We start from the raw sequence: 13,453 nt of genomic DNA on the forward strand, positions 1-13,453 counted from the left end.
AACAACCAACAACTCTTCACGATTCACTGTTCCCCATTCCCCTGAATCAAAAACTACTTTTTCGCGTAATGATAGATATCAAAATTAGTTAGTTGCACATGAGACTCTAGTTTGTAAGATTGAGCCATTGAGCTTTCTAAATCAAAATTTCTTTTCTTTTCCCAAAAAGCTTGGTCGCTAATTGCAATAATTGCTGTGTTTGCATTTTTAGTAACGCGACTGACTTCTGCTGCTAATTTAGTTGTATCGAGTCCTAAGCCATCTATTGTTAGAGTATCGCCATAATAAGGTAGCAAGTAAGGCACGCCGTAAAGAAGCACGGATTTGGTATCTTGGCTATTGTTTTTGCTCAGATATTGAGCAATTTCACGATAGTTTTCCCGCTGATATCTGGGTTCAAAATAATAGTTATAGTTTGCGTATAAATTGAGTAGTAGTAACACAATAAACGCAAGACGATACAAATTTTTCCATGCTGTTGTTTTTCTAGAACTAGATCTAAGTGCAATTGGTAATAGAAACGCTAGGGGAATGTAGATATAAAAAGAGTGTCGCGGTAGCCAATTAAATTTAGTCACAATCGCAAAGGCAAGTGCGATGATAAAAGCTGCTGAAAAGGTAATCAGAAAAAAACTATCAATTAGACGAGATTGTTTATATTCTGGCGATCGCAGTTTTAAGCCTCTGACAAGTCCGATAATAATAATGCTAGCAACTAATCCAAATAGTAATAAAACAGGTAAATAATTGAAAATGAGTTGCAGGCGATCGCCACCCCGCATCTGTTCGATTGGTGGACCGTAAGTTTCTCCAACTAATAAGCCGTAGAAAACAAAAGCTATATTTTGAATAACTGATTGATTCGATGGCGTGACGTGAACTTTTGTCGGATCGGTGGCTACAGGAGAAGCTAGATAAAATATTGCCGCAGGTACACAGGCAATTGCTACAGGTAGCCACCATTGCAGCCACCGCTTAATATTTTTAGAAACTAGGAGGTGAGCGATACATAAAGCGAGAGTATAAATTCCAATAAAAATACTACAGAATAGACCGACAGCTGTAGTTATACAAAATAGCACCTGCGCGATCGCCGTAACTCTAACATTTTTTTGCGGTAATATTTGACTGAGGAAATATAACTGTAGAGATGCTAAAAATAAGAGTAAAGTATACGCTCTCGTTTGCTGGCTGTAATAAACTCCGTAAGCACTAAACGATAAAAAGAGCGTTAACCATAGAGCGTGTCTCCTCCCGTATAGTTGCCATGCAGTAGTACACAAAATAACGATCGTGCCAATTCCCAGTAAAGCAGAAAGGGAGCGAACGGCAAATTCGCTACTACCGAATAATTGTCGCCAAAAATGTAATACTAAATAATAAAACGGCTGAAAGCGATCGCCAGTATCTGTAGTAACAATTGTGGAAATAATAGCTTGAATGCTCGTACCGTCAGAATAATATAAACTAGCACCTTCATCCAGCCATAAACTCTTATCTTGCAAAAGGAAAAATCGCAGAAAAATGCCGATTGCAAGAGTTAAGCCAATAATCAGATAGTACTTAAAATTAGAGGCTCTAATGCGTTCTAGTGACGTTCTTTGTAACAACATAAGATAAGTCGTAAGTTATAAGTCGTAAGTCAGAAGTCATTCACCCTGCTCCCTACTCCCTGCTCTCTGCTCTCTGCTCCCTTTCTTCACTGATAACTGATTAGCTTCCAACTTCTATTTCGCGATCGCGGTGGATGCGGTTTTTTTGCCAAGTTCCCATCGATTGAGCTGTCAAAGCCTCAATCTGACGATAAATCGAGGTGGGAAGCAGCCATAACAGATAAGCAGCAGCCAGCGTCATCAGCGTGCGACGCGGATCTGTCAAGACAATACCCCAGTGAGTTGCTAAGGCTCGGTGCATGAGCTTTACAGCGATTGCACCTGCTTTGAAACGGATGGCACTACGAGCCAAATAACGCATGTGATATGCTTTAGCAGGTTTCTCCCACTCAGAGATAAATTCCGGTGCATAGGAGCGGGTTTTTTCGATCACTTGTTCTAGATATTCTAGTTGCTTGAGCAGGTTGGCTGAGAGTCCGCCAGAGTTGACGCGATACAAAGTGAGAGCCTCGGGAATGCCAGCAAATTGCCACTGAGTTTGGCTTGCAATCCGCAGCCAGCATTCAACATCTTCTGCTTGGCGAAAGCGCTCGTCGAAATAAAATATTTCTGGGAATTTTTCTGGAGTTCCGTGAAGATTATCGGTAAAGGCGATCGCATCGAGAGTTTCTCGACGCAACACCGCCGCCGAACCATTACCTACAGGATTATCGCACAGCAGGCACTCTGAGGAAATATTTTCTAGCTGCGGCATGAGATAAGTCCCCAAGCGATGTCCCGTTTCATCAATTAAAGCCGAACGACTGAAACTCACTCCCACATGAGGAGAGTTTTTTAAATGCTCGATATGTTTCTCTAACTTTTGCGGCAACCACAAATCGTCTCCGTCTAAAAAAGCAATATACTCTCCTTTTGCGTGACGAATACCTGTATTTCTCGCACCAGCCAAGCCTCGGTTGCGTTGACGAATAATCTGAATTCTGGGGTCAGTAAATTGCTGGCAAATTTCTACACATCGATCTGGAGACTCGTCATCAATAATCAAGATCTCTAAATTTTTGTAAGTCTGGTCTAACACCGACTGAACTGTGGCACTGATATATTTCTCACAACGGAAAACTGCAATTACCACAGAAACTTGTTTCATATGACTCCTTTCGGTTATCAGTGAAGAAAGGGAGCAGGGAGCAGAGAGCAGGGAGCAGGGTAAAAAGAGCTGAGAGAGCTGAGGGAGAAAAGAGAGCTGAGGGAGCAAGACAATTCACAATTCGGAATTAATTCCGAATTCCGAATTCTTCTCACGCACCACGCACCACTATTCTCTTAATTCCTGGAGAATTTTCCGCTTTTGATTCGAGCCTGTTATCTGAAGTGCTAAAGATTGGATCTGGTGATAAGTAGAATTAGGCAATAACCACAGCAAATACGCAGCTGCTAAAGTCATCACCGTTCGCCGTGGTTCCTCAAACAAAATTGACCTATATGTAGATAGAGCTTTGTGAGAAAATTCAACGGCAGTGGAGCCTGCGGATAAAGTGACAGCTCGACGTGCTAGATGTCGGAGTTGATAAGCCATAGCTGGTTTTTCCCACTCAGCCATCATCTCTGGTGAGGTATAGGCACGTACTTTCTCTAACATAGTTTCCCAAGAGCTTAGTTTCTTATACAACTGGGCAGAAAATCCTTTGGGATTCACGCGATACAAAGTTAAAGCTTCTGCTAATCCTTCAAGTTGCCAATCTGTTTTTAGCATCATTCGCAGCCAACATTCTACATCTTCTGACGGGTGTAAGCTGCGATCGCAATCGAAATAAGAGACTTCTCCCGATCTAGAATCGACAAACTTAATTGCTTCTAACAATTCTTTACGAATTGTGGGAACTGAACCGTTACCAATTGGCGTACGACACAACAGATCGAGAGGTGTAATATCTGTTAATTTGGACATTTGATAAATACCCAAAGGTTTATCTGCTTCGTCAATAAAAGCTGAACGACTAAAACTGAGTCCCACGTTTGGCGATTTATCTAGATGTTCGACATGTTTTTCTAGCTTGTGGGAAACCCAAAGATCGTCTCCATCTAAAAGTGCTATGTAATCACCTTGAGCTTGACGAATTCCCGTGTTCCGAGCTGCTGCAACCCCTTGATTTTGCTGGCGAATAATTCTAATCCGGGGATCGGTAAACTGTTGGCAAATTTCGTGACTGCGATCGGTGGAGCCATCGTCAACAATTAATAATTCAAAATTTTTGTAGGTTTGTGCCAATACAGAGTTTATTGTCTTTGCAATATATTTTTCAACTTGATAAACCGGAATGATGACAGTAACTAATTTCATATTTCAGAGCTTGGTGAATTTATTTATTGGTAATTGGTAATTGGTAATTAGTAGTTTCTGGAAGCCATCAACCATCAACCATTAAGAGTGACGCAATACATGGCGGTTTGTCCAAATCGTAAACAAGGGAAGGAAGAGCATGTGAACGATTAAAACTGCTGCTGCAACACCGATAACCTGCCAATGGACTCCAATTAACAAAGAGAGAGCAAACACAGTCGTAAAAGCTAGATTCCAATATAAATCTAAATTGGGTTTGCCTACAGCTACTAATAATTGCGAAGCAGCATCGGCGAAGGGTCTGGGAATTGCTGACAAGCAAATTAATATCAGCACGGGAATAGCAACGATCCACTGACTACCAAAAATAATTGGTACGTACCAATAAGCTAGGCTAGATTGTAGAAGAACTAAGGGAAAAATAATTAGGCTAATAATTTTAAGTGCGCTGTAATAAGATTTACTTAACTCCAACATGCTAGCTTTAGCTTTACATAGATGTGGCAAAATCGCTGTATTGATTGCTGTGACTATACTCAGGCTAATTCCCAGTCCGGCATTGAACCCAAAAAAATAAATTCCTAATTCTTTAATACCTAAGAACCTACCAACTATTAAATAATCTAAGTTATTTCTCAGCACCTTGAGAAATTGCACGCCACAGATATTTTTACCAAAATCTAAAATCGATCGCCAAGCTTTTGTCGTAAATTTAGCAGTAGGATGCCAAGCGTAACTTTTACGATAAATTATGATTTCCAGCGGAGTCACCAAAACCCAAGGTAAAACGAACGCCCAGATTCCCCAGCCGCGAACGGCAAATAAAGCAGATAACATATAACTAGCGAGATTTCTAACGACAGCAGCGATCGCGCACACTCTAAGTCGATTTTCGCGAACGATTAAAGCAGACTGGATAGCGGCAAAAGGCCACATTAAATAGGGTATACCAGCAATACAAATGGGTAGAATTAAATCGATTTCGCGAGTCAGGCGATCGCGATAAAACCAAGCAATAGGAAAAGCAAGTAGGCATTGAGCAAAAAATAAGCCTGTAAAGATACTCCAGTTTAACCAATAACCAGAGTTACAAATAGTCTCTAATTCTTGGCGATCGCATTGAATAATTTTGGCACTTACCCCGATCTCCATAAAAACTCGCATAAACTCATTGACTGTAGAAACAATTGCCGCTAAGCCGTAGTCATAAGGAGTCAAAAAACGAGCTAAAATTACTGTCAATCCGAGGCGAAAAATCCGAGAAATAATTTCTGCCGAACCTAACCAGCTAAGATTGCGAACGAATCGATTGGAAAGTTTTTGAGGTAGCCTAGATAAAATAGCTGATAGGATAGGCATTGAGTTTATAAATTGTTTTTCATGATTCCAGCTCGAATCAGATTCAGGGCAGGCGATCGCTGGATAGTCTCCTATTCAATATATAGTTGATGTAGCTATTATTTCCTACACTAACATCATCAATCTTAAAGAAAGCTAGTAATTTATTACCCAGCTATAGCTAGAAGTTTAATTGTAGACAAAAGCGGAATTTACAAATTATACTTACGTTGCTACAGCGCCACTATGCAAACACAGTTACTGAACGACGCAGTTATGTAAGCATATAATTATTTAAATATATTTAAATATATAATTATGCGGCGGTGTTATCTTGAAGGGAGCTAGCGCGAATTCGAGTAATTTTCAATAGTAAATAATTAGCAAGTTTAGGCGATAGTAGTTGAATCAGCAGTAATTTTACGAGTAGTGTTTGAACTTTTCTATTTAATAATATTCGAGGTTGTAACTGAATAGCCATTCGCAACTTGTGCCAAGCCACTCCTGCTGCTGCTGCACCCGGAATTTTAGTTAGATATAAGTGGGCTAAATAGCGATAAAGATTAGCCAAGCTTTGATTTTTTAGATATTGTAACTGAGCGGGAGCTAATTGAAATGCTCGGTCGATAACTCGAATTGCATCTTTCTCCATCACCTCAATTTTGGCAGAAGCCGAACCAGCGGTTTGACGGTAAAAAATTTGAGTTTTAGGAACGACTACAAAATCGTACTTAGCTGCTAAACGGAGATACAAATCCCATTCTTCTGCATGGGTTAGGCTTGGATCGAATTCGCCAACATCTGCTAAAGCAGTTCGGCGAATCAAAGGATTTGAACCACTTAAGAGAAAATTAGTTTTCAATAATTCTGCATAGACATTACCCTCAAAATATATGGGGCGATCGTCATGAAAAAACTTGCCTTGCCGATCCATGAAGCACGTCCAACTATAGGCAACTCCTGCGGCTGGATGTTGCTGTAATGCTGCTAATTGAAGTTCTAATTTATCTGGTGTCCACAGATCGTCAGCATCGATAAAGGTGATATATTCGCCAGTAGACAGAGAAATACCACGATTGCGGGCAACTGATACGCCACCGTTTTCATAGGAAGCTACTTGAATCCGAGGGTCTCGAACGGTTTGGATTAATTCGAGCGTGCGATCGCTAGACCCATCGTCAATAACAATTAACTCAAAATCTGTAAAAGTTTGTTTTTGAATCGAAGCAATTGTTTCTAGAATAGTATTTTGGGAATTGTATGCAGGTACAATAACTGAGATTGTAGGCATGTCTTAACTCTTGAATGAGAGGGTTCTTGTTTGGCGATCGGCAAAAATTGGTACGTCTTCCTTAAAAGCTATTCCCGTTAGAATTAACCCTTGCCAATAAAGATAGGAAGCCAACTGAATATCTACAGCAGCTGTGGCAATTAGTAAGACCAAATAAATATTTAACGCAGTTTTAGCGATCGCGCTTTTCCTAGCTTTCAGAGTTAGCTCGACAAAACCCCAGACGATCGCAAATGTAAAGGCAAGAAAACCTACAACTCCATGCAAATATAATAAATCGGGCCAATGATTGTGAGTCCCGATCGGCATATGTTCTGTATATTTTGGTCCTTTCTCTTCTACAACTCCATGACCCCAAATTGGTGCTTCCATCCAACGATTCATCGTCACTTCAGCTAGGCGTTTTCTAACAACTTCAGAACTCCGACGAACGCCACTAATTACCCGATCCCAAGCTGTTTGCATTAGCTCGATCAGTTGAGGCGCAATCATGCCGATCGCAACGCTGAGTAGACCTACGAGCAGTTGAATGTACCAACCAAAATTAGTCAACAACCAAGAGGCGATCGGCACGGCAACCAGACAAACAATTGTCGATCGCGAACCAGAACCTACGACCATTGCCGCACCTCCGATCGTGCCAATCCAACGCCATTTTTTATTGGCTTCTTGACTAGATAAAAAGAAATAAATATTTCCAATAATACCTAAATTATTCGCAAAGTTAGCAAACAAACGCAAACGAAATTGTCGAGCTTCACCAAAGTCTCCACCAACATCAAATAAATTAACAGTATAAAAACTAGCAGAACCGCGAAATGCAACTAGGGGAGAAACATAAGAAAAGCTCGGTATCCGTAATAAATACATAAAATAACAGAGCGTCGCTAAAATTAAGCTCTGCAAGCAAAGAATACAAGCAGCTCGATAAATGACTTGCGGACGAATTTTTAGGCATCCAGCTAAAGGAAATAATGCCATTAAAGCCCAACTTCGCGCCCAGTTGTTGACCGTGGTAAAAATAAACTTTGGTATCCCTAGATCGAATTCCATATGGGACATAAAGATTGTTAGCTCTATGAATAACATGCCAACAATCCAGATCCATACAGATAGCGGAATGCTAATTTTTTCTGACTCTGGTGTGTCCTTTGTTTGGAACCACCATCTTTTAAAGACACACCCTGCCAAGATAAATCCTAGTGCTGGAATCCAAACGAGTTGCGCTCCCAGAAAATAAATGGGATACGTCAAAATTATGGTGTACCAGACCAATTTTTCCTCAAAGTTTTGAGGTTTAACACTCATGGGATTTTCCTTAAGGGAGCAGGGAGCAGGGAGCGAGCGATATTAATTGCAACTTGCGAATTCCAAATTCCGAATTCCGAATTCCGAATTCCGAATTCCCCTTTACCCCTCCACAATCCGATGATGAGTCTTGCGTTCTAGTTCTAGCATTGTCATCCGTCTTTGTCGCAGCCAGAATGCGAGTATACCTGCGCTGACAAATAAAGAACCACCCGTTGCGCCAAGTAAAATAAACATCCTTTTCGGCGAACTCGGAGATCTTGGTAAGTTCGGTTCTGCCACAATTTGTAGTAAGGGATAGGAACCAAAGGCGTTTGACCTAATGATATCTAAGTTGGCAAGAGTAGAAGAGAACACTGCTTCAGATACCTGTAGTTCGCGCCTGAGAGCTTCTAAAGTCGTTTCTTTCTGTGATAAAGTACGGAGGCGGTTTTCTAATTGCAAGATTTGCTGTTCGGTTTCTTTGGCTTGAGATTGCAAGCCGCGATTCTCGGCTTGAGCATCGACGAGCGCTTGGAAGAGGTTTTCTCGCGCCGAACCGTTACTAGTATTAAGGTTGAGTTGTTGAATGAGATCTTGGCTGACTGGTCGTCCGAGTAACGACTCGCTACGGACAAGCATTGCTTTAGCTGCTGCGTCGCGCTTATTTTGCTCTGCAATAATCGTAGGATGATCGGGTAAAAATCTGGCGCTCAGCGTCACCAAATTGGCGCTAGTTTCACTGTAGTTTTTTAAGTTTTGCTGAAATATTTGATCTGTTTGCAACACGAAGGCATTAGCAGCATCCTGTTCCGAAAGGTTTAGATTAGCTGCCAGTTGTTGTAAGCGAGAACTCGATTGTTGTTGTTGAGCGACAATTTCAGCTCGTTGTTTGCGTAAAGCTTCAATATTGTCAGAGAGAGCTTTGAGCTGATCGCTAGAGTTCAAGCCAGAGATTGCTTTGTAGTCGGAAAGCCGCTTTTGAGCCATTTCTAGCTTGCGCTGGGAAGAACTTAAAGCAGATTGGAAACTGGCATCGCGTTGAATGAATTCTTGGACTCTGAGTTCGTTGACTCTTGCCTGGATTGCTCTGTAAACAGCGTAAGATTTGTCCCGTGCTTCTTCAGGATTGTCTCCTGTCATTTGAAATTCGATAATGCTAGTACTGTCGCCAATCTTGACTTTAGGTTTGCCAAACTCTTGAGGAGTCATATCCATTTGAGTAGCAGCAATCTGAATTACGGCATCGCTTTCCGCGAGAAATTTATAATTCTGTCTGGGATCTTGAGTACTAATGCTGTAGGGAGAGGAGCTGTCTAAAGAAGTCTGTCCGATCTCTGGAAGGGATACTCTAGCTTGAGCAGCAGTTCCTGGCACGTTAACAGCCCATCCACTCGTATAGGTTGGAGCTTTAAGCTTTAAATACGCTAAAGCCGAACACCAAATGGCAGCATTAGCCAATATACCAATCAGTAAATAGGGAGACCAATGGACTTGCTGTAGTCTTGACTTGGGAAACGGGCGAGAAATTGTCACGGATTCAGTCATTCAGCAATCCTCCTAGCAGATGTTTCAACTGATACATTTTTTTACAAAAATAACTAGCTGCTACGCAAACTTTAACTATAAAAAATTACTCCGTCTCAACCTCTCGCCTGTATTTCATTACACCTACTCTAAAAACATAATTTCTCAGTCTTGGGTATGAATGTGAACTAATACTAAATAGTTAGTACAGATCTGCCAGCCAGCCGAGTGTTGCCTCAGATTATAGACTAACTCCTAATTGCTCTAGCAGTTACAAATCTTAATTTACACTGAAATCTGATTTTGTGACTAAAGGAGCGAAAATCACCTAAATTTTCCCTGGATTTAGTAATTTTTTTATCCTAGTTGAAGTGAGTCAGGAGGACAGGAATAGATCTCTCCTGTGAAAAGTCAAGCAATACGGAGTATATTTGATAACATAGATTGCCATAAAAAAGTCGTTCTCAATTAGCAAATTTTTAGTGAATACCCGATTTAAAAAGCATTCACTGAGGCGATCGCCACTAAATTGCTAACTAAAAACAACGAGAAAATTTCAGTATTGTTTATGACTTAATTTGTATCAGGCTTAGAAAGAGCTGGCGAATAGGTGACAACTGAGCGTTGACGCTGGAAAGAAAGAGCGTCATCCTGACAATCGACTTGAATGGTGTCGCCTTCGGTAAAAGTCCCCTCTAATAATTTAGTCGCCAAAGGATTTCGTAGGTGGCGTTGGATGGCTCGTTTGAGCGGACGAGCGCCGTATACGGGGTCGTAGCCAATATCTACCAAGTAATCTTGAGCTGCTGACGATAGCACGATGCTAATTTTTTGTTCGTCGAGTAATCTTTCAAATTGTTTGAGTTGAATGCCAACGATTTGCCGCAGTTGGCTGCGATCGAGGGGATGGAAAATAATCAGGTCATCAATGCGGTTGAGAAATTCGGGGCGGAAATGCGATCGCAATACCTCTAAAACTTGTCGTTGTATCTGTTCGTAGTTCGCATCATCTCCAGACAAATTGAGAATGCGATCGCTACCGATATTACTCGTCATGACGATCACCGTATTGCGAAAATCAACAGTTCTGCCCTGAGAATCTGTAATCCGCCCGTCATCTAGCACTTGCAGGAATATGTTGAAGACATCTGGGTGAGCTTTTTCCACCTCATCTAACAACAACACGGAGTAGGGACGGCGGCGGATTGCTTCTGAGAGTTGTCCTCCTTCCTCATAGGCAACGTAGCCTGGAGGCGATCCTACTAGCCGCATCACAGAAGATTTATCCATATACTCGGACATATCCAGTCGCACCATTGCATCGTCCGAATCAAATAAAAACTGCGCCAATGCCCGCGCTAATTCTGTTTTACCCACCCCTGTTGGACCCATGAACAAGAAAGAGCCGATGGGACGACCAGGATCTTTCATTCCCGCCCTAGCGCTGCGGATAGCTGCTGCTACAGCCGATACAGCTTCAGATTGACCGACGACTCTAGCGTGCAGGTGGCTTTCGAGTTGGAGTAATTTCTGGCGTTCTGACTCTAACAGGCGATTGATTGGAATACCCGTCCACTTAGCAACGATCTCGGCAATATCAGCCTCAGAGACTTCTTCTCGTAACAGTGTAGAACCCTGGCTTTGAATTTCTATTAGTAAAGTTTCTTTCGCTTCGCGATCGCGCTGTACTCCTTCTAGTTGCCCGTATTTCAGCCGCGCTGCCGTGTTGAGATCGTAGGCGCGTTCTGCCTGTTCGATCTGTACCCGCAAAGATTCTTCTTCTTTTTTCAAAGCCCCGATCGCGTCGAGGATCTGTTTTTCACCCTGCCACTGAGAGTTTAATTCCTGTTGTTTTTGCGTTAATGTAGAAATTTCTTGCTCGATCCGTTCCAAGCGTTCTTTGGTAATGGCGGCGCGTTGGTCTTCACCTGCGATCGAGAGTTTTTCCATCTCTAGCTGCATTAAACGGCGATCGATGATTTCTAGTTCTGTCGGCTTAGAAGTGATCTCCATTTTCAGTTGGGCAGCAGCTTCATCGACGAGATCGATCGCCTTATCGGGTAAAAAGCGATCGGTGATGTAGCGGTGGGAAAGCGTCGCTGCTGCAACCAAAGCAGAATCAGTAATTTTGACGCTGTGATGTGCTTCGTATCGTTCTTTTAAGCCTCGGAGAATCGAAATTGTCGTTTCTACCGAGGGTTGATCGACAAAGACTTGTTGGAAGCGGCGTTCTAAGGCTGCGTCTTTTTCAATATACTTGCGGTACTCATCTAAAGTCGTCGCGCCAATACAGCGTAACTCTCCCCGCGCCAGCATTGGTTTGAGCAAGTTTCCCGCATCCATTGCGCCTTGAGTCGTGCCACCCGCACCGACAACGGTGTGTAATTCGTCAATAAATAAGACGATTTGCCCGTTAGATTCGGTGACTTCCCGTAACACAGCCCGCAAACGGTCTTCAAATTCGCCGCGATATTTTGCCCCAGCAATCAAGCTACCCATGTCGAGAGTAATGAGCTGCCTGTTTTTGAGAGATTCAGGGACATCGCCTTTGATAATTCTTTGCGCTAACCCTTCCGCGATCGCGGTTTTCCCGACACCAGGTTCGCCAATTAAAACAGGATTATTCTTCGTGCGGCGAGACAATACCTGAATCACGCGCCGCACCTCATCGTCTCTACCAATGACGGGATCGAGCTTGCCAACTTTTGCCTGTTCCGTCAGGTCGCGCCCAAATTTTTCTAAAGCTTCGTAGCGTGCTTCAGGGGTTCGGTCTATGACCTTTTGATTGCCACGAATCGCCTTAATTGCCGCTTCTAGCTTTGCCGTATCGAGATTGAAGCCTTTACACACCCTACGCCCGATCCGTTCGTCCTCCCCAAACGCTATCAGCAGATGTTCGACTGAAACGTGTTGGTCTTGCCAATCCGTTCTAATCGCATCTGTCCGGTCGAGCATCAGATCCAAATTTCGACCCAAATAAAGCTGACTGCTTTTACCCACTTTCGGCTGTCGCTTGGCAAAAGCTTCAAGCTGCTGATTCATTGCTGCGGGATCGACACCAGCTTTAGTCAGAATCCGATTAGCCAGCCCTTTTGGTTGTTCTAAAAGTGCGATCGCGAGGTGTTCGACCTCCAGTTGTTGTTGCTGAAAACGTTGAACCATCAAATCCTGAGAATTGACGATCGCTTCCCAGGCTTCTTCGGTGAACTTGTTAGGGTCGGTGGGCTGCATCTTAACGATTTTAGATTTTAGATTGGCGATTTTAGATTTAGAAAGAAAATACCATCTAGTGCTGATGGTGCGATCGCTATTAGCCTATCCTATTTTGGGAGTCGGGAGTCGGGAGTCGGGAGTCGGGAGAGTGGGAGTGGGAGAGTGGGAGTTAGAATGTTTTTCTCCTCTGCTCCCTTGTCTCCCTTGTCCTCCTTGTCACAATTTTGAGTTTTGAATCAACCTACTGTGACACTAACTCCTTGTGGGGAGTAGCAGATTCTCTAGAACTGAGTTGGATCAGCTCTACCTTATAGCCGTCGGGGTCTTCCACAAAAGCGATAACTGTAGAACCGTGCTTCATTGGTCCTGGTTCTCGTACTACTTTACCGCCACGGGCTTTAATTTCTTCACAAGTGCCGTAAATGTCATCAACGCCGATCGCGATATGACCGTAAGCATCACCTAAGTTGTACTTCTCTGTGTCCCAATTGTGGGTGAGTTCGAGAACGGTGTGGTCTGCCTCGTCACCATAGCCTACAAAAGCCAGGGTAAACTTACCACCTGGATAGTCTTTCTGGCGCAGCAACTTCATGCCCAAAAGTTCGCAGTAAAACTTGAGAGATGCTTCCAAGTTACCGACGCGAAGCATTGTGTGTAGTAATCGCATTAAGTGACTCCAAATTTCAGCATCGATCTCTATTCTAGGGAATGGGGAGTCGGGAGTCGGGAGTCGGAAGTCGGGAGTCGGGAGTCGGGGGAAAAAGGAGATAAGGAAGACAAGGGGGAATAAAGACAAATGACAAATGATAATCAACAGAAAATCAATTTCGTGTTGAATGATCC

Annotated in this window: 10 protein-coding genes; 1 reads left to right on the plus strand and 9 read right to left on the minus strand. The window is 42.8% G+C overall.

The window, feature by feature from the left end; genetic code table 11:
- Positions 1 to 53: 53 nt before the first annotated feature.
- The 8 genes from H6G17_RS10460 to clpB form a co-directional block, all read right to left on the minus strand.
- Positions 54 to 1,613 (minus strand): glycosyltransferase family 39 protein, encoded by a 1,560-nt coding sequence (locus tag H6G17_RS10460; RefSeq protein ID WP_192156816.1) that lies wholly within the window; start codon positions 1,611 to 1,613, stop codon positions 54 to 56.
- 100 nt (positions 1,614 to 1,713) lie between these two features.
- A complete protein-coding gene (locus H6G17_RS10465) occupies positions 1,714 to 2,760 on the minus strand; it encodes a glycosyltransferase family 2 protein (protein ID WP_192156818.1) in 1,047 nt (348 codons plus the stop codon).
- Between the two features lie 168 nt (positions 2,761 to 2,928).
- Positions 2,929 to 3,954, minus strand: coding sequence for a glycosyltransferase family 2 protein (locus H6G17_RS10470; protein ID WP_192156820.1), 1,026 nt, complete (start codon positions 3,952 to 3,954; stop codon positions 2,929 to 2,931).
- An 81-nt stretch (positions 3,955 to 4,035) separates the two neighbouring features.
- Positions 4,036 to 5,313 carry a lipopolysaccharide biosynthesis protein gene (locus tag H6G17_RS10475; RefSeq protein WP_192156821.1) on the minus strand — a complete coding sequence of 426 codons (1,278 nt, stop codon included), beginning with the start codon at positions 5,311 to 5,313 and terminating at the stop codon, positions 4,036 to 4,038.
- 295 nt (positions 5,314 to 5,608) lie between these two features.
- Positions 5,609 to 6,583: a glycosyltransferase gene (locus tag H6G17_RS10480; protein WP_192156823.1), complete on the minus strand. Its 975-nt coding sequence runs from the start codon at positions 6,581 to 6,583 to the stop codon at positions 5,609 to 5,611.
- A 3-nt stretch (positions 6,584 to 6,586) separates the two neighbouring features.
- Positions 6,587 to 7,891, minus strand: a complete 1,305-nt coding sequence (locus H6G17_RS10485) for an O-antigen ligase family protein (protein WP_192156825.1) — start codon at positions 7,889 to 7,891, stop codon at positions 6,587 to 6,589.
- A 102-nt stretch (positions 7,892 to 7,993) separates the two neighbouring features.
- Positions 7,994 to 9,418: a hypothetical protein gene (locus tag H6G17_RS10490; protein WP_192156827.1), complete on the minus strand. Its 1,425-nt coding sequence runs from the start codon at positions 9,416 to 9,418 to the stop codon at positions 7,994 to 7,996.
- Between the two features lie 552 nt (positions 9,419 to 9,970).
- Positions 9,971 to 12,628 carry an ATP-dependent chaperone ClpB gene (gene clpB / locus H6G17_RS10495; RefSeq protein ID WP_192156829.1) on the minus strand — a complete coding sequence of 886 codons (2,658 nt, stop codon included), beginning with the start codon at positions 12,626 to 12,628 and terminating at the stop codon, positions 9,971 to 9,973.
- 22 nt (positions 12,629 to 12,650) lie between these two features.
- Here clpB and H6G17_RS10500 point away from each other — a divergent pair, with 22 nt between their 5' ends.
- Entirely contained in the window at positions 12,651 to 12,845 is a 195-nt protein-coding gene (locus H6G17_RS10500) for a hypothetical protein (RefSeq protein WP_192156930.1), read from the plus strand.
- Between the two features lie 6 nt (positions 12,846 to 12,851).
- On the opposite strand, the gene gloA is transcribed toward H6G17_RS10500, so the two are convergent.
- Positions 12,852 to 13,277, minus strand: a complete 426-nt coding sequence (gloA, locus tag H6G17_RS10505) for a lactoylglutathione lyase (protein ID WP_192156831.1) — start codon at positions 13,275 to 13,277, stop codon at positions 12,852 to 12,854.
- Positions 13,278 to 13,453: the final 176 nt, after the last annotated feature.

Origin of the sequence: Chroococcidiopsis sp. [FACHB-1243] (genome assembly GCF_014696895.1) — a bacterium.
Taxonomy (GTDB): Bacteria; Cyanobacteriota; Cyanobacteriia; order Cyanobacteriales; family Chroococcidiopsidaceae; genus Chroococcidiopsis.

Coding starts and splice junctions, on each gene's coding strand:
- H6G17_RS10460 (WP_192156816.1), bottom strand. CDS start 1,613: ATGTTGTTACAAAGAACGTCACTAGAACGCATTAGAGCCTCTAATTTT.
- H6G17_RS10465 (WP_192156818.1), bottom strand. CDS start 2,760: ATGAAACAAGTTTCTGTGGTAATTGCAGTTTTCCGTTGTGAGAAATAT.
- H6G17_RS10470 (WP_192156820.1), bottom strand. CDS start 3,954: ATGAAATTAGTTACTGTCATCATTCCGGTTTATCAAGTTGAAAAATAT.
- H6G17_RS10475 (WP_192156821.1), bottom strand. CDS start 5,313: ATGCCTATCCTATCAGCTATTTTATCTAGGCTACCTCAAAAACTTTCC.
- H6G17_RS10480 (WP_192156823.1), bottom strand. CDS start 6,583: ATGCCTACAATCTCAGTTATTGTACCTGCATACAATTCCCAAAATACT.
- H6G17_RS10485 (WP_192156825.1), bottom strand. CDS start 7,891: ATGAGTGTTAAACCTCAAAACTTTGAGGAAAAATTGGTCTGGTACACC.
- H6G17_RS10490 (WP_192156827.1), bottom strand. CDS start 9,418: ATGACTGAATCCGTGACAATTTCTCGCCCGTTTCCCAAGTCAAGACTA.
- clpB (WP_192156829.1), bottom strand. CDS start 12,628: ATGCAGCCCACCGACCCTAACAAGTTCACCGAAGAAGCCTGGGAAGCG.
- gloA (WP_192156831.1), bottom strand. CDS start 13,277: ATGCGATTACTACACACAATGCTTCGCGTCGGTAACTTGGAAGCATCT.